The organism is Streptomyces sp. NPDC059255 (assembly GCF_042752355.1).
Classification (GTDB): Bacteria; Actinomycetota; Actinomycetes; order Streptomycetales; family Streptomycetaceae; genus Streptomyces.
This window is the reverse complement of sequence record NZ_JBHYZP010000065.1, coordinates 1-22,591: the sequence shown is the minus strand read 5'-3', so window position 1 is coordinate 22,591 and position 22,591 is coordinate 1. Positions and strand designations below refer to the sequence as shown.

18 protein-coding genes and 4 pseudogenes are annotated in these 22,591 nt (G+C 67.6%); 13 read left to right on the top strand and 9 right to left on the bottom strand.

Going from position 1 to position 22,591, the window contains the following annotated elements; all coding sequences use genetic code 11:
* Window positions 1-84: 84 nt before the first annotated feature.
* The 3 genes and pseudogenes from ACFXKG_RS39985 to ACFXKG_RS39975 form a co-directional block, all read left to right on the top strand.
* A pseudogene (locus ACFXKG_RS39985) lies at window positions 85-547 on the top strand (Tn3 family transposase); the annotation flags it as partial.
* Window positions 548-694: 147 nt separating this feature from the next.
* Entirely contained in the window at window positions 695-1,900 is a 1,206-nt protein-coding gene (locus ACFXKG_RS39980) for an NAD(P)/FAD-dependent oxidoreductase (RefSeq protein ID WP_384850147.1), read from the top strand.
* Window positions 1,897-2,817, top strand: a pseudogene (locus ACFXKG_RS39975) (RNA polymerase sigma-70 factor). The gene ACFXKG_RS39980 and the pseudogene ACFXKG_RS39975 overlap by 4 nt, the downstream one beginning before the upstream one ends.
* Before the next feature lie 6 nt (window positions 2,818-2,823).
* Here ACFXKG_RS39975 and ACFXKG_RS39970 read toward each other — a convergent pair.
* The 4 genes and pseudogenes from ACFXKG_RS39970 to ACFXKG_RS39955 form a co-directional block, all read right to left on the bottom strand.
* Window positions 2,824-3,093, bottom strand: a pseudogene (locus ACFXKG_RS39970) (site-specific integrase); the annotation flags it as partial.
* 116 nt (window positions 3,094-3,209) lie between these two features.
* Entirely contained in the window at window positions 3,210-3,377 is a 168-nt protein-coding gene (locus tag ACFXKG_RS39965) for a LuxR C-terminal-related transcriptional regulator (RefSeq protein ID WP_384850144.1), read from the bottom strand.
* A 224-nt stretch (window positions 3,378-3,601) separates the two neighbouring features.
* Entirely contained in the window at window positions 3,602-5,215 is a 1,614-nt protein-coding gene (locus tag ACFXKG_RS39960; protein ID WP_384850141.1) for a CocE/NonD family hydrolase, read from the bottom strand.
* A gap of 11 nt (window positions 5,216-5,226) precedes the next feature.
* Window positions 5,227-5,841 carry a TetR/AcrR family transcriptional regulator gene (locus ACFXKG_RS39955; protein ID WP_384850138.1) on the bottom strand — a complete coding sequence of 205 codons (615 nt, stop codon included), beginning with the start codon at window positions 5,839-5,841 and terminating at the stop codon, window positions 5,227-5,229.
* A 302-nt stretch (window positions 5,842-6,143) separates the two neighbouring features.
* Here ACFXKG_RS39955 and murJ point away from each other — a divergent pair, with 302 nt between their 5' ends.
* A complete protein-coding gene (gene murJ / locus ACFXKG_RS39950) occupies window positions 6,144-7,826 on the top strand; it encodes a murein biosynthesis integral membrane protein MurJ (RefSeq protein WP_384850135.1) in 1,683 nt (560 codons plus the stop codon).
* Window positions 7,827-7,856: 30 nt separating this feature from the next.
* On the opposite strand, the gene ACFXKG_RS39945 is transcribed toward murJ, so the two are convergent.
* From ACFXKG_RS39945 to ACFXKG_RS39930, 4 genes and pseudogenes are all read right to left on the bottom strand, one after another.
* Entirely contained in the window at window positions 7,857-8,933 is a 1,077-nt protein-coding gene (locus tag ACFXKG_RS39945) for a hypothetical protein (RefSeq protein WP_384850132.1), read from the bottom strand.
* 1,181 nt (window positions 8,934-10,114) lie between these two features.
* The gene (locus ACFXKG_RS39940) at window positions 10,115-10,438 is read right to left on the bottom strand and encodes a helix-turn-helix domain-containing protein (protein WP_384850129.1); all 324 of its coding nucleotides are present in this window, start codon (window positions 10,436-10,438) and stop codon (window positions 10,115-10,117) included.
* A pseudogene (locus ACFXKG_RS39935) lies at window positions 10,435-10,620 on the bottom strand (tyrosine-type recombinase/integrase); the annotation flags it as partial. The gene ACFXKG_RS39940 and the pseudogene ACFXKG_RS39935, both read right to left, overlap by 4 nt.
* Window positions 10,621-10,821: 201 nt before the next feature.
* Window positions 10,822-11,676: a uridine kinase gene (locus ACFXKG_RS39930; RefSeq protein ID WP_384850126.1), complete on the bottom strand. Its 855-nt coding sequence runs from the start codon at window positions 11,674-11,676 to the stop codon at window positions 10,822-10,824.
* A gap of 943 nt (window positions 11,677-12,619) precedes the next feature.
* On the opposite strand from ACFXKG_RS39930, the gene ACFXKG_RS39925 reads away from it, so the two are divergent.
* The 9 genes from ACFXKG_RS39925 to ACFXKG_RS39885 all read left to right on the top strand — a co-directional run bounded on the left by ACFXKG_RS39925 (window position 12,620) and on the right by ACFXKG_RS39885 (window position 21,028).
* Window positions 12,620-12,814, top strand: coding sequence for a hypothetical protein (locus ACFXKG_RS39925; protein WP_384850123.1), 195 nt, complete (start codon window positions 12,620-12,622; stop codon window positions 12,812-12,814).
* Between the two features lie 45 nt (window positions 12,815-12,859).
* Window positions 12,860-13,060 (top strand): hypothetical protein, encoded by a 201-nt coding sequence (locus ACFXKG_RS39920; protein ID WP_384850120.1) that lies wholly within the window; start codon window positions 12,860-12,862, stop codon window positions 13,058-13,060.
* A gap of 159 nt (window positions 13,061-13,219) precedes the next feature.
* Window positions 13,220-15,109 carry an alpha/beta fold hydrolase gene (locus tag ACFXKG_RS39915; protein ID WP_384850117.1) on the top strand — a complete coding sequence of 630 codons (1,890 nt, stop codon included), beginning with the start codon at window positions 13,220-13,222 and terminating at the stop codon, window positions 15,107-15,109.
* A gap of 68 nt (window positions 15,110-15,177) precedes the next feature.
* Entirely contained in the window at window positions 15,178-15,693 is a 516-nt protein-coding gene (locus ACFXKG_RS39910) for a hypothetical protein (RefSeq protein WP_384850114.1), read from the top strand.
* A gap of 220 nt (window positions 15,694-15,913) precedes the next feature.
* Window positions 15,914-16,675: a class I SAM-dependent DNA methyltransferase gene (locus tag ACFXKG_RS39905; RefSeq protein ID WP_384850111.1), complete on the top strand. Its 762-nt coding sequence runs from the start codon at window positions 15,914-15,916 to the stop codon at window positions 16,673-16,675.
* A gap of 54 nt (window positions 16,676-16,729) precedes the next feature.
* Complete coding sequence (locus ACFXKG_RS39900) at window positions 16,730-16,906, top strand: hypothetical protein (protein ID WP_384850108.1); 177 nt, start codon at window positions 16,730-16,732, stop codon at window positions 16,904-16,906.
* Window positions 16,903-18,633 carry an ABC transporter ATP-binding protein gene (locus tag ACFXKG_RS39895; protein ID WP_384850105.1) on the top strand — a complete coding sequence of 577 codons (1,731 nt, stop codon included), beginning with the start codon at window positions 16,903-16,905 and terminating at the stop codon, window positions 18,631-18,633. Before ACFXKG_RS39900 ends, ACFXKG_RS39895 begins: the two co-directional genes overlap by 4 nt.
* Complete coding sequence (locus ACFXKG_RS39890; RefSeq protein WP_384850103.1) at window positions 18,630-20,093, top strand: phytoene desaturase family protein; 1,464 nt, start codon at window positions 18,630-18,632, stop codon at window positions 20,091-20,093. The genes ACFXKG_RS39895 and ACFXKG_RS39890 overlap by 4 nt, the downstream gene beginning before the upstream one ends.
* A 50-nt stretch (window positions 20,094-20,143) precedes the next feature.
* Window positions 20,144-21,028 (top strand): M23 family metallopeptidase, encoded by an 885-nt coding sequence (locus ACFXKG_RS39885; RefSeq protein WP_384850100.1) that lies wholly within the window; start codon window positions 20,144-20,146, stop codon window positions 21,026-21,028.
* A 205-nt stretch (window positions 21,029-21,233) separates the two neighbouring features.
* Here ACFXKG_RS39885 and ACFXKG_RS39880 read toward each other — a convergent pair whose 3' ends face one another.
* Complete coding sequence (locus ACFXKG_RS39880) at window positions 21,234-22,442, bottom strand: IS701 family transposase (protein ID WP_384850097.1); 1,209 nt, start codon at window positions 22,440-22,442, stop codon at window positions 21,234-21,236.
* Window positions 22,443-22,591: the final 149 nt, after the last annotated feature.

The window sequence follows — 22,591 nt, the reverse complement described above, 5'->3', positions numbered from 1 at the left end:
CTCGTCCGACAGAACCAACGCGGCCTTCGGCCGTCCAGTGCGTGCCACAGGCCAAGTCTAAACATCTGAACAGAATTCCTGACTCAGAAGACTAGGGACGGGCGGCCGACCCCGCTCGGCGACGCGATCGCGCACTACGGGCGGATCTCCAAGACCCTGCACATCCTGCGCCTCGCGGACGAGCCCGGCTACCGGCGGCAGATCAAGAGCCAGGCCAACCTCCAGGAGGGCCGCCACTCCCTGGCCCGGAAGATCTTCCACAGCAGGCACGGGCAGCTCTATCAGCGCTATCAGGACGGGATGGAGGACCAGATCGGGGCACTGGGGTACGTCCTGAACGCCCTGGTCCTGTTCAACACTCGGTACATGAACGCCGCAGTGAACCGGCTGCGTGCGGATGGCTTCGACGTGCGCGACGAGGACGTGGCCCGCCTCTCGCCTTTTGTGCGGCAACACATCAACATGCTGGGCCGCTACTCATTCCAGGCCCAACTTGCCCGGTGGACTGCGTCCCCTGCGAGACAAGAACGCCGCCGACGACGCATGAGTGACGCTGCCCGTCGTCGTTCTTGACCGGAGATTTCCGGCCGGACATCCATTCGGGCTGTGGCGCGCATCACATCGGCCTCTTGTCGCGGACGGGCGGCCCGTTTCCATCTGGTGGTCGTCGGCAGCGATGGAGGAGGACGGAACGATGAGCACGCAGCAGGAAACCGGCATGACGGTCACACACCGTGTGGTGATTCCGGGGGCTGGGTACGCGGGCATGTCCGCGGCCATCCAACTGGCGGCCCGGGGCAAGCGGCGCGAGAGCGTGCAGGTGACCGTGGTGAATGCGCAGGAGCGGTTCACCGAGCGCATGCGGCTGCACATGACGGCGACCGGGCAGCGGCTCACCGAGCTGAGCATCCCAGAGCTGCTGGAGGGCACGGGGGCGCGATTTGTACGGGGCTGGGTGACGGCGGTGGACACGGACGCCAAGACTGTGCGGATCGACGACGACCGGGTCCTGCACTACGACACGTTGGTGTACGGGTTGGGCAGTGTGGCCGACATGTCGGCGGTGCCGGGGGTCGAGGACCACGCGTACACCCTGAGCAGTGCCCAGGACGCCGAGTTGCTCGCCGGCCGACTGGGGCAGCTCGGCAGCGGCACGGTGGTGGTCGGCGGTAGCGGGCTCACCGGCATCGAGTCAGCCGCGGAGATTGCCGAGCGGCACCCGGATTTGGACGTCGTGCTGCTGGGCCGAGCCGAGCCCGGTGCGACCATGAAGTCCAAGGCCAAGGCCTACGTGCACGCGGCGCTCGACCGGCTGGGCGTCCAGGTACGCGCCGGGGTCGAGGTGGTGAAGGTACTGCCCAACGGAGTGGAACTGGCAGGCGGGGAGAGCATCGCCGCCGACGCGGTCCTGTGGACGAGCGGTACGCGGGTGTCGCCGCTGGCGGCCGCCGCCGGGCTGGCCGTCGACCAGCGCGGACGCATCGTCACCGACGCCACACTGCGGTCGGTGTCCCGCCCCGACGTGTACGCGATCGGCGACGCGGCCGCGATCCGCCAGGGCTACGGAGTGATGCACGGCACCTGCCAGGGCGGCATGCCGACCGGGGTGCACGCCGCGCTGTCCATCGACCGTGTGCTCAAGGGCAAGCAGCCCAAGCCGTTCCGCTTCGGCTACTACCACACGCCGGTGAGCCTGGGACGCGGCGATGCCGTGGTGCAGTTCACCCGCCCCGATGACAGCCCGCGCCGGATCTGCCTGACGGGCCGCATGGCCGTCCGGTACAAGGAGACGGTGACCGCCTCGCCCTGGCCGACCTATGTCCGTATGAAGAAGATGCCCGCCTCCGGCGCGTTCTGGCCCCGCGGGGGCCGCTTCACCCGTGTGCGGGAGGCCCGGTGACCAACCTGTCAGCCCACCCCGACCAGCAGGTCTTCCACGAGCACCGCAGCCTGCTGTTCTCCGTGGCCTATCGCCTCCTGGGCACTGCGGCCGACACCGAGGACGCAGTCCAGGACGCCTGGATCAAGTGGTCCGCCGCGGACCGCTCGCAGGTGGCAGACCCCAAGGCGTACCTGACGCGGATCGTCTCGAACCTGGCGCTGGAACGGCTACGCTCGACCCGTCACAAGCGCGAGACCTACGTGGGGCCGTGGCTGCCGGAGCCCATCCTCACCGGTGGGGATGCCTCCGAAGCCGTCGCGAGCGCCGAGTCTGTGTCGATGGCCATGCTGGTGGTGCTGGAGACGCTCAGCCCGCTGGAGCGCGCGGTGTTCGTGCTCAAGGAAGTCTTCGACTTCAGCCACGCCGAAATCGCCGAGGCGGTGTAACGTTCCGAACCTGCGGTGCGTCAGGCCGCGCACCGGGCCCGCGAGCACGTGCGGGCCCGGCGGCCGCGCTTCGCAGCCGACCGGACCCGGCAGCCCGAGGCCACCGAGCGGTTCTTCGCCGCCATGACCGGCGGTGACATCAACACCCTGATGGAACTACTGTCCCCGGACGTCACCCTGTGGACCGACGGCGGCGGCAAGGTCCGCCAGGCCCTGCGCCCGGTTGTCGGCGCAAACACGGTGGCCAACTGGTTCGCGGCAATCGGCACCGTCACGTACCAGGGCATCGAGCCCGCCGACATGAAAGCCGAACTCGTCGAGATCAACGGCGGGCCGGGCATCGTCTTCAGCGCGCCGGGACGCGTGATCGCCACCGTCACGTTCGACTTCGGCGCCGACGGCCGCATCACCGTCATCCACAACGTGGCCAACCCGGACAAACTCCAGGCCGTCACCGACGGCACCACTTACGACATCGGGATGCAGTGAGCGTCGTCACCGCGAGCTGTCGCCGGGCGCGAGCAGGCTGGTGAGCTCGGCGATTGCCTCGGAGGACGGCTTGAAATAGCGGCGGACGTTCTCCGGCTTCTTGTACCGGGACTTCGCCATGAGCATCAACAGCGAGGCGCCCTGCTCGCCCAAGTGGGTCAGGGCGGAGTGGCGGTACTCGTGCAGATCCCAGCCGGTACCGGGCCCGCGCACCGAGGTGTGCTCGTCCAGCAGGACGCGGGCTTGACCGTAGGAGAACCGGGCCAGTCCGGTGTCCGCGGCTGAGGCGGATCGGAGTTCTGGGCGCGCGGTTGACTGTGCGGGTCGACTTGCATGACATGTAAGCGTCATGAACGAATGGCCGCATGGCGATCACGCATCTGACCGAAAAATTAGCCGCGTGGTTCCGAGGCCTCGGACTCCAGAGACAGAACGCCGGCCTCGACCGCGGCCCTGACGACGGCGGTTCGCGACGAGACTCCCAACTTGCACATGGCCGAACTGAGTTGCGTGGCAACCGTCTTCGGGGAGACGAACAGCTCCGCCGCCACCACCTTCATCTTTCTGCAGTGCGTTGCGGTTGTTGAAGCCGCACCAGGGACGGCCCCGCAGGCAGGCCTGGCAATCCCCGGATGCCGTATGCGGCCCGGGTGCTCGCCGCACGGCCCTCCGGAGAGAACTTCCCGGTGGCCGCGCGCCGCTGGTGCGGCAAGCCTCCGCGCACCGGTGAAGCTCATCGCCTGAGGCAGGCTGCCTACCGAATCCCACCGGTGGAGTTGTCGGGTCAGTGGGTTCGGGTGGGCAGACTGACCGTGGAGGGATGACGAGGATCGTGGAATATGTGCTGGTCAGCGACCTGCATTCGGATGGCGGTCAGCCGGGGTTCGCCGGTGCCGGGGTTGCGGTTGTACTGGGGGAACGCACCGCTGGAGACCTGGACGCGGATGCGGTGGCCTGACCGGAACCGGTAGGCGGTGGGCGACAGGGTGACCGTGACGCGTGAGAGCTCGTCGGCGCGAAGGACGCCGGTGAGGCCGTCGCAGATGTTGGTGGAACGGCCTGAGGGATCGACGTCGCAGACGCGGACGAACACGTCGGCGTGAGGCAGGCTGGAGCGGAACCAAATATCGGCGCAAACCTCTCCCATCATCTCGACGTCGTCGGTGAGAGTGTCGGTGGTGTAAGTGAGGACGTCGGGACGAGCTTCCAGCGCGGTGTTGTCGACCCGCCCGGCCTTGACACCCGGGATCATGCGCACCCCGGCAAAGGCAGGGGTGGGGTCGGCCGGGTCGTAGTGGTAGCGGTCCGGCGCCGACTCCGGCGGAGGATCGAGGGCCAGGCGGCCGGCGGGGTGCAGATGGAAGGGCTGTGGCGCGTATCCCGGCGGGGGCCAGGCCGGCAGGTCACGCCACTCTTCCGCACCCATGACGAACACGCGCACTGGTGCCCGGTCGGCGGGGATGGTGCCACGGGCGTGGGCCAACCCGAACTCCAAGGTCTCGCTCACCATGGTCTTCACGACCGGGCCGTCGGAATGTGCCCAGGGCCCGACGGTGAGCCGGGGCTGGCGGCCGACGGCCTGCAGGAGGGCGTAATCGCGTAGCTGGCCAGGCAGGAAAACGTCGAACCAGCCTCCGACGAGGCTCGCGGGAACGGCAACGTCCGGGACCCGATCGCTGACGTCGGTTCCGGTCCAGAACGGGGAGTCGCCGTCGTGGGCCATGAAATTCTGGATGATGTCGGAACGGTAACCGAGGGCGGCGCGGTCGGCGCCAGACAACGGAAGCGCCAACTCAGCCCGGCGGCGCCGACGAGCGCCCATCAGGAACCGGGCCGTCGCCCAGGGCCGCCGCTGGGCCTCGACGAGCAGGCCCCACCCGAACAGTGATTCCAGGCTGAACGCGTCCCTGCGCAGGAGCGCCAGGCCCAACGCCGACTCGCTGGTAGCAGGAATCATCGCTTTGACCTGTACCGGCATCTGGTCGGCCATCGCCCACTGGGTGTAACCGAGGTAGCTGGGGCCGGTCAGCACCAGCGATCCACCGAACCAGGGCTGCTCGCACACCCAGTCGACGGTGTCAATTCCGTCGAACCGTTCGTGACGCAGTGGGTCGAACTCCCCGCCGGACCCGCCCGTGCCGCGAGAGCTCTGCATCAGCACCTGAAATCCCCGCTCGGCCAGTGGCCTGGCCAACTGCATCGCGATCGGCCCACCCCGTCCGTAGGGGCCGCGCAGCAACGCGGTCGGCAGGCCCTCTCCACCCGCCTGCGGTGCCCACCGGTCGGCCAGCAGTACGGTGCCGTCCCGCATCGGGACCTCAAGATCACGTTCGACTATGAGGTCCCTGGTCATCGGCGCGGGCAGCCCCAGCATCTTCTCGACGAGCAGACTGGCCACAGGGGGTGTTCTCATTCTGAATCCTCCGTATGCGTACGGGGCCGGTTGTGGTGCACGCTGGTGAGCAAGGACTGGATACGCAGCAGGCGCGCGGCGAATTCGCCCGGATCCAGCAGGTCCGGGCCGTTGACCAGCCATTCGTTCAGCGCCATCGCGGTACCGCCGGTGAGGAAGTCCGCCACCTCTCCGGCGGTCCGTTCGTCGAGATCGCCGAAGAGCTTTCGGGCGCTGGCGGCTCGGTAGGGACTGAACACACCGACCACGGTCCTGATCGCGGCGTGCGCACACGACCCGGTCAACATCGCACGGTAGAACGGGCGATGCTCGGCGAAATGGCGTGCCACCGCGAGCGCGGTGGGTGCCTCCTCAAGATCCTTCGGCAGCCGCGGCAGCAGTTCCAGCGTCACGAGTTCCGCCGCGGCCGCGACCAGCACCCCGTCCCGGCTCCCGAAATGCAGGTACAGCACCCGTCGGCTCACATCCGCGGCCTCAGCCAGCTCGGTCGCCGACACCGCGGTCGTACCGCGCTCGCCGACCAATCGCACCGCCGCCGACAACAACGCGGACCGTGATCGCTGCACCCGTCGGTCCAGCACTTCGGGCCTGTCTGGCAGATCGAACTCCATGGCTCCGATATTGCACACCTGTAACTGAATACACAAGTGTTACTCATGCGCGCTGTCGACTTTGTTGCCTGCCCATGCCGTCCCAGCACCCGGAATCGTTTGGCTTCCTGGCAGTGGCCTCCAGCCCCGTACCAAGGCCTTCGGCTCCCGCCGTCGGCTGCGTGCGAGAACCGTTACTGGCGCAGAGCACTTGTTCCGTTGCTGTCGTATTCCTGTGGCCACGGTCACGGCGCTGGTTTGCTGAACTGCCTTGTGCAAGGCGCCAATTGGAGACCTGAGACCTTGGGGCATAGGTTGACGGCATGGTGGAGGGGGCGAACTCCGCGGCGCAGACCATGCCGCAGGAGCAGCAGAAGAGGGGGCGGCATGCCGCCCAGCGGAAGAAGGACAAGGGCGGGCTGGCTCGTTCGTCCTTGCTGATGGCTGTTGGCACGGTGGTGTCCCGGGCGACGGGGCTGATCCGTCAGGTGCTGCAGGCCGCGGCGCTGGGCACGGGCTTGCTGGCCAGTACGTACAACACGGCGAACACCGTGCCCACGAGCCTGTACACGCTGCTGATCGGCGGCGCGCTCAACGCCGTGCTGGTGCCGCAACTGGTGCGGGCCAGGACGACGCAGCCTGATGGCGGACGCGCTTACGAGCAGCGTTTGGTCACGCTCGTGGTGTGCGTGCTGGGCGTGGGGACGGCGCTGGCAGTGTGGGCGGCGCCGCAGATCGTGGGCCTGTACATGCGGGACACCCCGGACAGCCATGAGGCGTTCGAGCTGACGGTGACGTTCGCCCGGTTCCTGTTGCCGCAGATCTTCTTCTACGGGCTGTTCAGTATCTACGGGCAGGTGTTGAACGCCCGCGAGAAGTTCGGCGCGATGATGTGGACCCCGGTGCTGAACAACGTCGTGCTGGTCGGCATGTTCGCCGCCTATCTGGGGCTGATGACGGTTCCCGACCGGGTGGAGGACATCACCGCCGACCAGGTGCAGTTGCTGGGGATCGGGACGACGGCAGGCATCGCCGTGCAGGCCCTGGCGCTGATCCCGTTCGCCCGGGCGGCCGGGTTTCGTTTCCGCCCGCGGTTCGACTGGCGGGGCACCGGCCTGGGCAAGAGCGTCCATGCGGCGAAGTGGACGCTGCTGTTCGTCCTGGCCAACCAGGTCGCCCTGACAGTGGTCACGAACTACGCCAACGCCGCCGACCAGGAGCTGCCGCAGGCCGGCGCAGGCTACTCGGCCTACACCTACGCGCAGACCATCTGGATGCTGCCGCAGTCGATCGTGACGGTGTCCCTGGTGACGGCGCTGCTGCCGCGGATGAGCAGGGCTGTCGCTGAGGGGCGCATCCCGGATCTGCGCGCGGACCTGTCCCGGGCGCTGCGGATCAGCGGCGTGGTTATCGTGCCGGCCGCTTTTCTCTTCCTCGCCTTGGGGCCGCAGATCGCGTCACTGCTGTTCGCCCACGGAGCATCAGACGCCGACTCGGTCCGCCCGTTGGGCTACATGCTGCAGGCGTTCGGGCTCGGGCTCATTCCGTTCTCCGCCCAGTACCTGCTGCTGCGTGGCTTCTACGCGTTCGAGGACACCCGCACTCCGTTCTTCATGGCGGCTTGGATCGCGGGCGTGAACATTGCTCTGGTCACCGCCTGTCATTTGATGCTGCCCGCCCGGTGGTCGGTCGTCGGCATGGCTGGGGCCTACACGCTCTCCTACGTGGCCGGTCTCGCACTCACCGCGCGTTTGCTGCGCAGGAGGCTTGGGGGTCGCATCGACGACGGCGGCCTGCTCCGCACCTACGGGAAACTGTTCTGCGCTGCGGGCCCTGCTGCTGGGCTGGGCTGGGCTGCAGCGCGTGCGTGTGCGGGCCTGGGAAGTGGAACGTGGCCTACGGCCGTCGCGCTGGCTACCGGGGCGCTGGCGACAGCCGTGGGGTACCTCCTTCTCGCCCGGATGATGAAGGTCAACGAGTTGCGTCGCCTGCCCGGGATGCGCTGAGTCCAGGCAGACGGTGTGAGGAGGCGTGCTTCATGGACGGTCCTGCGCGCGGCTGGCGATGTAGTCGAGCCAGTCCCGCTTGGCATATCTGGTCCAGCGAGTGGAGTTGCTGATGCTGGTGCCGGTGAAGTCGGCGAGAACAGATGCCGGCAGGTCGGTGGCAAGCGCGAGGCGAGCGCTGTTCCGGCTGGCGAGGGGCGCAATGCCGTGTCGACGGAGCTTCAAGTAGAGGTAGGTGGCTCCGAGAGCGCGGGCGGGCTCCTGCCCGGGGAACAGCCACGGTGTGGTGCTGGCCGTCTGATCGAGCTGCCAGCGTTTCTGGCGCTGGTCGCGCAATGCGCGAACCAGCTGAGCGACTTCGGGCGGCAGCGGAAGACGATGACCGCCGAGGTGGAGCGCCACCACCGTGTCGTCTTCGATGACGTCGTGCACGGTGAGTTCGAGCAGTCTGGTGTACTGCAGCCCGAAAAGGAGTGCCAGGGCGCCGGCCGTACGGACATCGAGAGGCAGAGCATCGTCGCCGAGACACCGCTGCAGGTGTTCGGCCTGGTCCTCGTCCGTGCTGAAGACGCTGGGTGCGGCGACGGGGGCCCTGGGGACTACGAGCTCGCCGGCCAGGCCCCGGCCTCTCGCCCAGGTGATGAAGGCACGCACTTCACGACGCTTCTCAGGCCCTTCCTCCAGCCACGTCTCGAGTTCTGGCTGTGTGAGCTCCCCGAGGGGGATGCCGTGCTCGTCGAGCCAGTCGAGCAGTTCCAGGGCTCGGCGCAGTCGCGATCGCATCTGGTGCTGCGTGCAGGCGCGTAGCGGGCGGTGCCGGTGGGTCCGGCGGATGCGGTGCAGCAGATACCAATGGGTGAAAGGGGTGAGCACCTTGCGCTGCGGGAGCGGTGCCTGCGCCAAGAGGGCATCCGCCCAGCGGGGCAGGGCCTCCAATCGGTCGTCCCGCGGTGGCAGCACCGCGGCGGCGACGAGGACGTCGCGGATGTAGCGAGTGGTCAGCGTGTTGGGCAGGTCGTCGAGCTGTTGGTGGGTGAACTCATCGTGCGAAAAACCTAGTTGTGACAGAAGAGCTGGCACTCCGTCGCGGGTCAGCCAGTACGCCACTCGGCGGGGGTGTCCGGCGGCGGAAAGAGCCGAGTGGAGGTCTTGCCGCTGTGCAGGGACCGTTGTGCCATCTCCACCGAGCGCCTCGGCCAGTTGCTTCGTGGCGAAGCAGCGGGTGCACAACTGCTCCCGGAAGATCCTGTCGCTCGTGCCGCAGCGCTGGCACGCGTAGGTGAGATCGACTCCGGCGCAGGGTCCGCAGATGCTGGCCCCTGCTTCGGTGGAACCGATGAGTGGACGTTGCTCTTCGCACTGAGCGCAGGCGCCGGGACGTGCGCGCACTGCCGCGTAGCAGTGTTTGCAGACCGGGCCCATCGGCCAGTAGGCGTGGACAGGTCGGTCGTGGAGACAGCGTGCGCATGGGCCCGTAGGGCGGGGACAGCAGCTCTGGCAGAACGGCTTGCCCGTCACCCTGCGCGCGCAGGTCCGGAGCCGGCCACAGGAGGAGCAGGCGACCGGCGGAGAGTGATAGCAGCGGGAGCACAGATCGGGCCTGCCGTCGCCACCGCGCCGGTCGACCGTGCGCACTTCTCCGCAGCTGCCGCAGCGGCGCTGGGGTTGTCGGTAGCAGCGCCGGCAGACCGGACCGTCCGCCGAGATCGCTTGGACTGGGGCTTCTGCTCCGCACCCGACGCAGGTGCGCTCGGGGCGTGGGTGGCATCCCTGACAGCGGACACTGCCGTCGGGCATGCGGTAGGTCGCGCGGCGTACGCGCCCGCACTGCCCGCATGTGGTGGCAACGTGCTTGCCGTAGCAGGTGCCGCAGAGCGGCCCGTTGGGGCCCTTGGCGTTGATCTTCATCTGTCGGTCGCAGCCTGAGCAGGTTTTCGGCGGCCGTACCCGACGAGCACAGGCCGAACAGCAGTGCCCGGCCGGGAGGCGATGTGTGAGTTGGCGCGAGGTCTTTCCGCAGCCGACGCACGTCGGCAGGGTGACCGGGCCGTGTCCGGCGGCCGCCAGGGCATGCGCGAGCCGCACCAGATTCTGCGGAGGTGTCGGGCCCGGATTCGTCAGGGCGTCTGGGTGATCCTGGAAATGGCGGGCAAGGGCGACGCAGGAACGTGCTGTGATCTTTCCGCGCTCCAGTGCCTGCGCTGCCTGTTCGCCGGTCACCCCCGTGAGCCGGGCAGTCAGATGGGCGACGACCTGTCGGTGAGCCTCGTCGAGGCGGAGAGGAGCGGTCATTCCGGGCCTGGGCGCCGGATCGTCGTGCGACGTGCTTGCGGCCGGGATACCGGCTGCTCGCCGGCGGTCTTGCGCACCTCAGCGTTGGCGACCTCCACCTGGATCAGGTCGTTGGGCTCACACGCGAGGATGTCGCACAGCGCGGCGAGCGTGTCCATGGACAGCCGTTGCGGTGTCTGGGTCACGAGACGAAACACCTGCTCACGCGACAAATGCACGCCGCGTTCAGCCAGCAGCGGGACGAGTTCCGTGGTCTGGAACATGCCCTTCTCCGCCATCCGGATCCGTAGCTGCCAGTCGATGCCCATCTTCCTGATCATGTTTCCTGCCCCCATAGATCGCCGTGCCGGGCTTGCAGCGAGCGTCGCAGCAGCCGGTTTCGGAACTCGTCCGAGACGTGGCTGTAGATGGCCGTGGTGCTGGCGTAGGCGTGGCCGACCTGGTCCTGGACGAACTTCTCTGGATAACCGAACTCGATCAGATGGGTAACGTAGCTGTGCCTTGTCTCCGCAGAGGCCGTGTGCGGATGACTCCGTGTAGCGATTGAGCAGGTCGGATCGTCGAGGCCGCGTTCGCGACCATGATGGTCGGCTGTGTTGCATTCCAGGTCTGCTGACGTGACCGACACCACACCGGCAGGCGGCGAGGGTATGAGGCGTGGGAAGCCCGCCGATGGTTTCGGTGATCGTGGTTTCCCTTCGGCTCAGACGCTCTTGACGACGAGTGCGGCTCTGGTCTGGGGCTGCGTGGTGTTGATGTAGTAGTCCTCGGCAGCCCGCCAACGATTGATCCACTCCTCTGAGTTCTGGGCGCGTTCCCGCAACCGTTGTAGGCAGATCTCGCGTGGGGTGTCGACGTAGACGGTGAGGTCGTAGTAGGCAGACAGCTCCGGGCGGGCGGAGTAGACCCCTTCCACGATCACCACGCTCCGGGGAGCGATCTCCCGCCAGCCTCCGAGCTGCCCGGTGGCCCAGTCGTAGGTCTCGTAGCGGGCGGCCTGATGGGCCCGCAAGGGCTCCAAGACCTGAGCGCGGAGTCGCTGCCAGTCGAAGTAGCGGTGGTAGCCCTGTTCGGCGTCGAGATCCTCGCGCTCGTGGTCGGGCATGGGACGGTAGAAGTCATCGCAGTGGACGACGACGCAGTCACCGACGTATCCGGCCACGGCGGCAGCCAAGGTGGTCTTTCCGGACCCGCCGGCGCCGTCGATAGCGACGATCTTGATGATGTCGCCGCGGGACGGGGCCTGCTGAAGGATGGCGTCACCGACATTCGTCGCCTGCTCGATCCCGTCCACGAACTGCTGGTGAACCCGTAGTTCGGTGGCCATGGCGGCACTGGACAGCACGATCGTCTTGGCCTCAGCCAGGGATCCCGGCCCGGCTCCCAGCAGTTCGCGAGTGACGGCGACTGCGTCGATGACACCGGTGCCGCGGTCTCGCAGCAACTGCTGAACCGCTTCCATGCCGCTGCCCTGCCCCAGCAACGGCCGGCAACCCTCGACCAGGGAGGCGAGCCGTGCAGCACGCTCTGGAGCAAGGCCCCGGATGTCTTCGAACATGGAAACTCCCTGGTGAGCGGGCGTCGGGCAGATGCCACGCTACTTAACCCATCAGATGTCGACCGCCTTCAGCGACGCTCCGAACGCTGCCGCCACGTCCTCACGGTCCCGCCCCGCCGCCAACGCGGCCACCGCCCGCAGCCGCAGGGACTCCGTGCCGAAGGCGACAGATGCCGTGCGTCCTCCATCAGATCGCTCACACCCCACCAACAACCCAGAACCCAAACCGTTTCCGATCAATACTGCTTCTTTGCGAACGTGCAGGTCATCATCGATGCCAACACCAAACTCGTGGTCGCGAGGGCCCGGCAAGCGTTCGTCGACACGGCCGACACCGATGTACAGGGCGACTCCGACCCGGCCCAGATCTGACAGAACGTGACGTGCCCGACGCCAGCATCACACCGAGCTCGTCGCCCCACGAGCTACCTACTCCGAGCGGCGGCGACTCGGCCCGTCCGAAGTAGCACTCTGCGGCGCCCTGGAGGCTCGCGGGTCTTGCGTTCTTGGAGTGATGCCCGTGGATCACCGGCCGGGCCACCGCGCAACCGGGTCGGCACCGGAAGCCGGGCACGTCACCGATACGCAGGGGGGGTATCCGGACAAAAACTATCCGGAATTCTTCTATCCGCTTCCCGTTACTCCCAGGCACGGGGTAACGTGGAGGTCAAATGGGGGTCAAATCCAATGTGGCGAATTTCGGACTTCCTTCGGCTTGGCGGAGGGATGGATTTCTCTGGGGAAGCCATTCCTTATCTCGACTTGTGACGCACATCACGTCGGCGGCGCTTGATGCTGAGCGGCGGGTTGTCCATATAGTGATCACGCCACGGGGGACGTCGATGGAAATCCGGAAGCCGAGCGCTTCGGCATAAATGCGGAACCGGATTTCGGGTCGAGTCGCCGCGTGTGCAGCGGAAACCGACACGAAAGGTAGAATCCCATGGCCAAGATCGCGGCTTTTATGAATGACCAACAGATGGGACCGCTCACGGAGGGTCTGGTGACGCGCGACGGCGTCCCCGTCATGGCTACCCCTGCGGTTGTGGCGGTGCCGGCCTGCCTCAAGATCACGGCGGCCGTCGTCGCCTTCACCATACCGGTCGGGGCGTACGTCGCCGGTCGAGTGGTGAACTGACGAAGACCTTCGAGGCTGTCCGAACCATCGATTAGGGAGATCGAAATGAGTCGAATCATCGACAGCGTCCGCATGGTCGCGGCGCCTTCGCTGACCGAGGGCGAAGCTTACCGCGTCACCAAGATGATGCCGGTAACGTTCACGCCCGCCGTCCTGGCCGTCACCCCGTACGCCGCTGGCGGACTCGCTGCCGGTGCCGCCGCCGTCGGCGCCTACGAGGCCGGCCGTGCGGCGGCCAAGGGCTGACGGTCGGCCGGTGGCCGGGTGTGAACCCGGCCCTCTGGTGACGCTTGAAGAGTGACCTCTGAGAGCGAGCGGTGGAAGCTGTCGGGCCGCGCTGGAATCGCGGCCCGACAGCTTGCTCATGCTAGCTCAACCAGTGGTTGAGTTGAGAGGAAGCATGTTTTGAGGTATCTGCGGAAACTCGCCTCGACGGTGTTCTCCCCCATACCGCTGTCCCGCAGCAAGGCGCTGGGGATATCGGAAAGACTTTCGGCCCTCACCACCCTTTCTTCTTCGCTGGAATACTTACATCAGCGCAAGCAACTCGATCCCGGCGGGCTGAACGACTGGGACATCATGAAGAAAAGCCCTGAGGCCAAGAGCATCGCAATTCGCACCATCAGCAATGCCATAGGGAACAAGAGGGTGACCATCGCGCTGCACGTGGCTCGTGCGGCAGTCAGTATCGGGCTGCTGGCTCCTGGCAATAGCCGTTGGCGCGGAACGGGAACGCTATTTCTCAGCGGAACCACCTGTCTCCTTCAGGCCCGACACCGCTACGGAACGGACGGATCGGATCAGGTGGCCACCCTGGTGCAAAGCGCCACCGGACTGGCTCGGCTGTCGAAGGACACGCAGACCCAGGACGCGCTGCTCTGGTACGTGGCCATGCAGGCAAGCCTCTCCTACGGCGCGTCAGGCTGGGTCAAGCTCATGGGGGAGAGATGGCGCAACGCATCGGCGCTGCCCGGGGTAATGCGCACCCGTACGTACGGATCCGAAGGGGTCTACCGCCTGACCCGGCGGTACCCGAGGGCCTCGAGGTATGTTCAGCACGGAGTGCTCGCACTGGAGTGCCTCTTCCCGCTGGTCTATGTGGCCCGCGGACGACTCACCCGGCCGATCCTGGCCGCAGCCGGCGGCTTCCACGTGGCCAACGCCTTCGTCATGGGGCTCGGCCGTTTCATGACCGCGTTCCCCTCCATGCACCCGATGGTCGCCTACACCGCAACCCCGTCCACGCACCCGGCGGTCGCCGGGCGTGACGACCGCGCAGTCAAGGCCGCGGTCCTCCTGTTGGCCGCAGGCATCGCGGCCGGTGTCACCGTCTCGACGCAGCGCCGTGCCGTGGTCCTGGAAGGTTGGCCCACCTCCCGGACGGTTGTGTCCCGACACAATAACGAACTGATGTTCGAGTCAGGCGGCCAGGAGGACTCGGAAGCGCCGGTACTGGTGTTCTGCGCCGGCCTCGCTTCGACCTCGGAGCACTTCTCCTGGATCACCGAGCGGTTCGTCCAGGACTCGGAGCACGCTGTGGTGGCCTACGCGCGGGCCGGCTACGCGGGCAGTATCCGCCGCAGCCCGGCCCCGTACACGCTGGACGAGTCCGTCGACGACCTGGAGGACTTGGTCCGCGCGGTAGTTCCCGCACACCGCCAGGTCGTACTCGTCGGGCACTCACTGGGCGGCGAGCTGATCCGCCGGGCCGCATCGAGGTTGACAGACCGCGTGGCTGGTCTCGTCTACCTCGACCCAGCGCACCCTGCCGAACTGCAACGCTCCGAGCGCCAGAGCGACGGGGCCAAGGATCTGCGGGAGACAATCTCGCACGCCGCCCTCTACCTGCGGTTGGGCACGGGCATCCTCATGAGCCGTCCGGACTGGGTCGACAAACTGCCCAAGGCCTACCGCCACAAGGCGTTCTTGCAGTACGCGGACGCCCGGCTGTGGAAGGCCGCCAAGCGCGAGTGGGCCGCGGTCGAGAAAGAGTTCAGGGCCTTCGAGGGCAACATCGACCCGATCAACGCCCCTGGACTGGTCATCGTCGCGCAGCAGACCGTGGACCGGGACCCAGAGCAACTCCTGCTCTACAGCGAGCTCTCCAGGGTCCACCGGGGCCAAGGCGAACTGGGCGGGATCAAGGTTGTTGAGGGATCGGACCACGACTCCCTGCTGACCAACGCCCTGCACGCGCACAAGGCGGCGGAACTCATGACCGAGTTCCTCAATACCGGGCTTCACCCAACCGCGACTGCCGAAACCAGTGCGAAGAGGGAAGGGGTGGAAAGGTGAGGCCGGCCGAACTCCTCAGGACGACCTTCACCGGGAAGGGCTCTGCGGCCCGACTACTCGGAGCGGGCATGCTGCTGGCCACAGTCGCCGCACAGCACCCACACCCGGCGTTCGACCGGTCCCGCGCCAGAGACCTCTTCTCACTGATACCGAACTGGAAGTTCTTTGCACCGAATCCGGCGGTGCACGATTTCCACTACGTCTACCGGACGCTCGAACCGGGTGGCGGAACCAGCGACTGGCGCGAAATCGAGCTGATCGAGCCCCGCCGCATGTCTCAGGCGTTCTGGTTCGCCACCCGCCGGTCCGAGAAGGCGGTCTTCGACATCTGCACCGCGATCCTGCAGATGGCCGTCAAGGGCGGACCCGGGGACGTGCAGAACAGCTCCTCCTACGAAGTACTGGTCCAGTTCATCCGCAAGACAATCCTCGACACACCGGGCACCGGAGCCGGTGTCCAGGGCTTCCAGTTCGCCGTGGTGCGCGCTGCGGGCCACGACGAGACCGAGGACCCGGAAACGCTGTTCGTTTCGCCTTATACGCCGATGGCGGCATCCCGCACACCCCATTTGGCCACCGCCTAGGGCGTGTGCGAAAGCCCCGTCTGGCTCGCGACGCCTGGCACGCACGCTCGCCGCATTGCCGGATTCGTTCGAGTGTGTCCTGGCCGTCGAGGGTGCCAGTCCTCCGCCCTGTGATCGCATGCACCAGACGCCGCGAGCCCCGCCCTACGGGCGGACGGCGCTACTTTCGACACACACCTAGTCGGGCTGCCTGCAACCGGTGAGGAAGAGACCCACACAGATGAACAGCACGGTGGAAGACATCGGCTACGGAACCCAGTTCGCCGCCTGGTACGACCGGATATTTCCTAAAGACGCCGGCGCCGAGTCCATCGCGGACGCACTTGCGGCGCTGCACCCAGCACCCGAGGCGGGGACCCTGGAATTCGGCGTCGGCACCGGCCGGATCGCCATCCCGCTCGCCCGCAGGGTCGGCCCGGTCACCGGGGTCGACTCCTCGCCCGAGATGCTGGCCCTGCTGGCCGTGGATCCGGGCGCCGAGGGCGTCACCGGGATCCACGCAGACATCCGCGCCTACCGCGACGTGCGCCAGTACAGCCTGGTGTACGTGGTGTGCGGGGTCCTCTCCATGCTCCTCACTCACGAGGACCAGCAGGAGGCCGTTCACCGCGCTGGCGAGTTGCTGGCACCGGGCGGCCGCCTGGTCGTCGAGACCGGTAACCGCCCGGCCGTGGAGGCCTTGCACGACGGCCAGGCGCGCACGACGCTCTTCACCCCCTACCCGGAGCCGGGCACAGGACTGCAGACGCACTCCACCCTGCCTCCCGGCTCCGACCTGTGGCAGTGCTCCCACATCTGGTACGAGGCTGACGGAACCAGCCGGGTGGGCAACGAGCTCTCTCGGCTGACCACTCCCGACGAGGTCGACGGCTACGCCGCAGCTGCCGGGCTCACCCCGGAAGGCCGTTACGGGAGCTGGGACCTGTCCCCGTACACAGAGCAGTACCCGATGTTCCTCACCACCTACATCAACAGTGCCTGAGCATCGCAGCTGGAAACCTCGTCCGGCACAGCAAATAACGAGAAAGGAGCACTGATGACAGCAATTCGTGCCGTCTGGTTCATCACCGCGTTCGTCATCGCCGTCCCGGTCATGATGGTGGTCTTCCGCGAGGACGGTGACTTCACCCGGGCCGGGTTCTCCAAGAGCCTGATCTTCGGCGCCGCCATCGGCGTGGTCGCCACGATCGCCGCAGGCAGGGGCAGACAGTGAACCTGACCGTGATCGTCCGCCGACACCGGCTCCTGCTCGGTGCGGGGATAGTGCTCGGGCTGGGCGGCACAGCCGCCACGCTCCTGCAGCCCCTGCTCATCGGCGACCTGATCGAAGCGGTTGCCCTGGACGAGTCGATGGCGTGGCCGATCGTGCTGATCGCTCTGTTGTTCGTCGCCGACGCCCTGCTCGCTGCCACCCACTTTTATCTGATCGGCCGGGCCGGGGAAAACATCGTCCTCGACATGCGGACGACCCTCACCGGCCGTCTTCTGCACTCCCGGATGCGGGCGTTCAACCGGCTGGAGCACGGCGACGTGTTCACTCGTACCGTCGCCGACACCTCCCTGGCTCGCGTCGCCCTCTCCTCTTCCGTCTCCCAGATCATCACCTCGGGGCTCTCCACCCTCGGTTGCGTCGCTGTCATGGCGTGGATCGACTGGCAACTGCTGCTGGTTACCGTTGGCTGTCTGGGGGCCGCATCAGCAGCCGCACTCGGGCTGGCCCGCGCGGTCCGCAAGGCCGCGAGCACGAACCGGGAGGACACGAGTGTCTACGGTTCGGGGCTGCTTCGCGTCCTTGGCGCGCTGACAACGGTCAAAGCCTCCCGGGCGGAGCAGCGCGAAGCCGAGCACATCGCGGAGCTGGCAGACGCCGCGAGGGTCAGCGGGATCCGGGTGACCCGGCTGTCGGCGATGCTGATGCCGGCCATGAACGTCGGAACCCAGGTGTCCCTCGCCGTGGTGATCGCGTGGGGCATGGCCCGCACCGCCACGGGGGCCCTGCCCATCGAGGACCTCACCGCGTTCATCATGTACCTCTTCTACTTGGTGTCGCCCTTGGTGGTCCTGTTCATGTCGATCGGGGAACTCCAGCAGGGCCGGGCCGCCATCGACCGGGTCAAGGAGCTGGCCGATATCGAGGTCGAGACCGCCGGGACCACGGACGGGGCCCGACCCACCGCCCCTGCCGACGGAAGCCCCTCGATCGAGTTCAAGGACGTCACCTTCGCTTACCACAAGGGCGCTCCCCCCACCGTCGAAGAGGTGTCTTTTTCGCTACCGCCCACCGGCATCACCGCGATCGTCGGCCCGTCCGGCGCGGGCAAAACCACCCTATTCCAACTCATCGAGCGCTTCCAGACACCGGACCGCGGCACTATCCACTTGGCGGGCGAGGACGCCGCCACCATGTCCCTCGGCGAACTTCGCGCACGTATCGGTCTGGTGGAACAGGAAGCCCCCCTGATGCGCGGAACGGTTCGGGAGAACCTCACCTATGCCCATCCCGCCGCCACTGAATCCGACATCGCGGAAGCCCTGGCCGCGGCGCACCTCACTGATGTCGTCGATGCCCTGCCGCAGGGCCTGGACACCCCGCTCGGCGAGGGCGGTATCGGACTCTCAGGTGGACAGCGCCAGCGCCTCGCCATCGCCCGCGCACTGCTGGCTCGTCCGGGAGTACTGCTGCTGGACGAGGCCACCTCCCATCTGGACTCCGACTCCGAGACGGCGCTGCGCGGGGCCCTCACCACCATCGGCGCCCGCTGTCAGGTCCTCACCATTGCCCACCGTCTCTCCACCACCATCGACGCGGACCGGATCCTCCTCGTCGAAGGCGGTCGGCTGCGCGCCAGCGGGACGCACGGCGAACTGATGGAGAGTGACACCACCTACCGGCGGCTCGCCGTCCAGCAGCTTGCCCCCGGGATCGCGGTCGCATCGTGAGTGATGCCGCGGTCGTGGGAACCGGCCCCAACGGGCTGGCCGCAGCGGTGACCCTGGCTCGGGCCGGGCTCAAAGTCGACCTGTACGAGAAGGCGGACACGATCGGCGGCGGCCTGCGCACCACCTCGCTCTTCGACAGCGAGGTGGTGCACGACATCTGCTCGGCCGTCCACCCGATGGCCGCTGCTTCCCTGTTCTTCCGCGCGTTCGACCTGCCCGCGCGCGGCGTGGCGCTGCTGCAGCCCGAGATCCAGTACGCGCACCCGCTGCTCGGCCGACGCACGGTGGCGGCCTGGCGCGACCTCGCCCGTACCTCCGAGCAACTGGGAGCGGATGGGCCTCGCTGGGAGCGGCTGATGCGGCCGCTGGCCGACCGCTCCAGCGGGGTCGTCGACCTGATCCTGTCCAGCCAGCGCGCACTGCCACGTGACCCACTGGCAGCGCTGCTGCTGGGGCCCAGGGTCCTGGCCCACGCCGGGCGACGCAGCCCGTTCGTGACGCCGCAGGCTCGTGCCCTGCTGACCGGAGTCGCCGCTCACGCCGTCGGTAAGCTCCCCACCCTGGCGTCCGCCGCTGTCGCCATGCTCCTCGCGCACACGGCACACAGCACCGGCTGGCCGCTACCGGAAGGCGGCAGCGCCCGAATCGCGGACGTCATGGCCGAGGACATCACCGCGCACGGTGGTGTCTTCCACACCGGGCAACACGTGCGGGACCTGTCCGAGCTGGGAAACGTCCCGATCGTCCTGCTGGACGTGGGCCCCAAGGGCTTCCTCGGTATGGCCGGGGACCGGCTGCCAACCGGATACCGGCGGGCGCTGGGCCGCTATCGCTACGGACCCGGAGCGGCGAAGGCCGACTTCCTTCTCAGCGGTCCGATTCCCTGGGCCGACCCGCTCGTAGGCCGGGCCGGCACGGTGCACGTCGGCGGCACGCACGAGGAGATTACCCGACAGGAAAGCGCCGTCGCAGTCGGGAAGCGGGGCGCGGCCCCTTTCCTGCTGGTCGTCGACCCCGCCGTTACCGACCCGTCCCGGGCCGTGGCAGGCAAGCGGCCCGTATGGGCCTACGCCCACGTCCCGCACGGCGACACCCGCGACGCCGTGGAACTCGTCCGCAAGCGCATCGAAGAGTACGCGCCCGGGTTCACCGACACGGTCCTCGCGTCGCGCGGCCGCTCAGCAGCCGCGTTCGAGGAGTACAACCCCAACTATGTCGGCGGGGACATCGGCGCCGGCGCGTTGACCCTGCGCCAGTCCCTCGCCCGACCGACGCCCCGCTGGAACCCGTACACCACACCACTCCCCGGCGTGTACCTGTGCTCGGCGGCGACCCCACCCGGGCCGTCCGTCCACGGCATGTGCGGTCATCTCGCGGCCCTGTCCGCGCTCCGCCGCCATCATGGCATCCGTACCGCTCCCGCCCTGTCACCGGTCCCCAGGCATCGAAGACCCTCCTGACCACGTGCAACGCGGCGCCTACTCAATCCCACTCCTAGAGGACGATCCCGATGAACAGCACCCCGACGACGCCCCTGCTCACGGCCTTGTGGAAGCGCCACGGCCTGTTCTTCGGGGCCGGGACTCTGTGCGTCCTCGTGAACATGAGAGGGATCGGTCCCCTCTGGTGGACGGGCGTCGTCCTGCTCTCGATCGGCGGGACCATGCGCTGGTCTCTGGCTCGCCAGCAGCGGCCCCCGTACGAAAGCCCTTCCATCGCTCTCCGTGTTCCCGTCGACGGGCGCTGGGTCGCGCTGAACGGCCCCGCCACAAAGGTGCCGAGCCACACCCACAGCCACGCACAAACGTACGCCATCGACCTCAAGCACGCACCACCCGCGGACGCCCCGGCCGACCCGGCGTTCCGTGTCCTGTGGCCGCTGGGCAGGCGCCCGCAAGGGTATGCGACCTTCGGCAGGCCCGTGCTGGCACCGGCCGACGCGGTGGTCGTCGCGACGACAGCCGGGCAGCGAGACCATCTGACCCGGATGTCGCTGCCCGCCTTCGGATTCCTCTACCTGGAAGGCTTCGTACGCGGCCTGGGCTGGCCGCGCCACATCTGGGGCAACCACATCCTGCTGGACCTCGGCGACGGTGTGTACGCGGGCTTCGCCCACCTGCGGCGCGGCTCGCTCCAAGTGGCGGTGGGCGACCGCGTCCGGGCTGGGCAGAAGATGGCCGAGTGCGGGAACTCTGGCAACTCCTCCGAACCCCACCTGCACTTCCAGCTGATGGATGGCCCAGACGTGATGACTGCACACGGCCTTCCCTTCACATGGGACTACCGGGTCGACGAGGGCGGCGCCGAGGCCGCACCGCGCACTGGAGTCCCCAAGGACGGCACCTTCTTCGTGACGCTCGAGAACCGGACGTCACCCCGCGGAGCTGACACATGAGAACCCCCTGGCATGCCTGCGAAGTCAGGGGAACAGGGATGGGAACCACATCACGAGCGAGAACGGCGGCGTTTGCCGCCGTGACTAGTAGGGCTTTGTTAGGTGGTGTCGTAGGGCTGCCATGGGGTGGGTTGTCGGCAGGTGGGGCAGGTCCCGGTCCAGGTGGCTAACAGGTGTTGGAGGAGGGCCAGGGCCTGGTAGAGGGTCAGGCCCTGGCAGGGGCTTTTGGGCAGGACCTCTGTTCGGTCAGGAAGAGGTGGGCGGCGGTGACGAGGGTGACGTGGCGGTGCCAGCCGGTGAATGAGCGGCCCTCGAAGTGGTCGAGTCCCAGGGTGGTCTTCAGCTCGCGGTAGTCGTGCTCGATGCGCCAGCGCAGTTTCGCGAGCCGGACCAGGTCACGGGCGGGGATGTCGGCCGGGAGGTTGGAGATCCAGTACTTGACCGGCTCGTTCTCCCCTTCGGGCCACTGGGCGATCAGCCACCGCGGTGCGATGACACCGTCCGGGGCGGGTTTCGGGCGGCGGCCGGTGAGGCGGACACGCAGGAAGACGAAGCGGGCGGACATGGCGGCTTTCGAGCCCTTGCGCCAGGTGACCGCGACTGCCGTGTCACGTCCTGCGGCCAGGACGTGTTCACGCAGGCTGACCGCGCGGGTGCGGTAGCGGGGCAGCGGACGCGGTCCGCGCCCGCTGTAGGGCGGCTGGTGCGGCACGGCCGGCTCGGCGTGGGCGGTCATTTCGCCCTTGGCCTGCAGCGCGTAGGCCAGGCCGCGGTTTTCCAGGCCGCGGCGGAAGCCGGCGTTCGCCCCGTAGCCGGCGTCCGCGACCAGCACCGCGGGCCGTAGCCCGGCGGTGGCCAGTTCGTCGAGCATGTCCAGGGCAAGCCGCCACTTCGGCCGGTGATGCTCACCGTCGGGGATCCGGCAACGGGCCCGCCGGCCGGCCGCCTCGGCCCCGTCCCAGCTGCCGGGCAGGAACAGCCGCCAGGACAAGGGGCAGGACGCCGTGTCGGACGCGGCATGGACACTGACCCCGATCTGGCAGTTCCCGACCTTGCCCAGGGTGCCGGAGTACTGCCTGGCCACCCCGGGTGAGGACGTTCCGTCCTTCGGGAACCCGGTGTCGTCCACCACCCACACCTGCGGCCGCACCACCGCCACCGCACGCCGGGCCAACCCCGTGCGAACAGTGTCCACCGGCCAGGTCGACGAGGTCATGAACTGCTGCAACTGCTGATGATCCACACCCAGACGCCCGGCCATCGGCTGCATCGACTTCCGACGCCCCTCCAGCAGCAGACCCCGCAGATACAGGCTGCCCTTCACCCGCTGGTCAGCACGAGCCAAGGGCGCAAACACCTCCCCAGCGAACTCCTCCAACCGACCCCGACACGCAACGAGTTCATCCACCCTCATACCAGCAGGAAACCACCAGAAGGGCCACTTACCCAGAGACATAACAAAGCCCTACTAGTCTTCTGAGTCAGGAATTCTGTTCAGATGTTTAGACTTGGCCTGTGGCACGCACTGGACGGCCGAAGGCCGCGTTGGTTCTGTCGGACGAG

What these genes read in the sequence shown, in the direction of transcription:
- ACFXKG_RS39980 (WP_384850147.1), top strand. Translation starts at nt 695, where the DNA reads ATGAGCACGCAGCAGGAAACCGGCATGACGGTCACACACCGTGTGGTG.
- ACFXKG_RS39885 (WP_384850100.1), top strand. Translation starts at nt 20,144, where the DNA reads ATGAACAGCACCCCGACGACGCCCCTGCTCACGGCCTTGTGGAAGCGC.
- ACFXKG_RS39900 (WP_384850108.1), top strand. Translation starts at nt 16,730, where the DNA reads ATGACAGCAATTCGTGCCGTCTGGTTCATCACCGCGTTCGTCATCGCC.
- murJ (WP_384850135.1), top strand. Translation starts at nt 6,144, where the DNA reads ATGGTGGAGGGGGCGAACTCCGCGGCGCAGACCATGCCGCAGGAGCAG.
- ACFXKG_RS39910 (WP_384850114.1), top strand. Translation starts at nt 15,178, where the DNA reads ATGCTGCTGGCCACAGTCGCCGCACAGCACCCACACCCGGCGTTCGAC.
- ACFXKG_RS39965 (WP_384850144.1), bottom strand. Translation starts at nt 3,377, where the DNA reads ATGAAGGTGGTGGCGGCGGAGCTGTTCGTCTCCCCGAAGACGGTTGCC.
- ACFXKG_RS39880 (WP_384850097.1), bottom strand. Translation starts at nt 22,442, where the DNA reads ATGAGGGTGGATGAACTCGTTGCGTGTCGGGGTCGGTTGGAGGAGTTC.
- ACFXKG_RS39955 (WP_384850138.1), bottom strand. Translation starts at nt 5,841, where the DNA reads ATGGAGTTCGATCTGCCAGACAGGCCCGAAGTGCTGGACCGACGGGTG.
- ACFXKG_RS39905 (WP_384850111.1), top strand. Translation starts at nt 15,914, where the DNA reads ATGAACAGCACGGTGGAAGACATCGGCTACGGAACCCAGTTCGCCGCC.
- ACFXKG_RS39930 (WP_384850126.1), bottom strand. Translation starts at nt 11,676, where the DNA reads ATGTTCGAAGACATCCGGGGCCTTGCTCCAGAGCGTGCTGCACGGCTC.
- ACFXKG_RS39940 (WP_384850129.1), bottom strand. Translation starts at nt 10,438, where the DNA reads ATGATCAGGAAGATGGGCATCGACTGGCAGCTACGGATCCGGATGGCG.
- ACFXKG_RS39920 (WP_384850120.1), top strand. Translation starts at nt 12,860, where the DNA reads ATGAGTCGAATCATCGACAGCGTCCGCATGGTCGCGGCGCCTTCGCTG.
- ACFXKG_RS39925 (WP_384850123.1), top strand. Translation starts at nt 12,620, where the DNA reads ATGGCCAAGATCGCGGCTTTTATGAATGACCAACAGATGGGACCGCTC.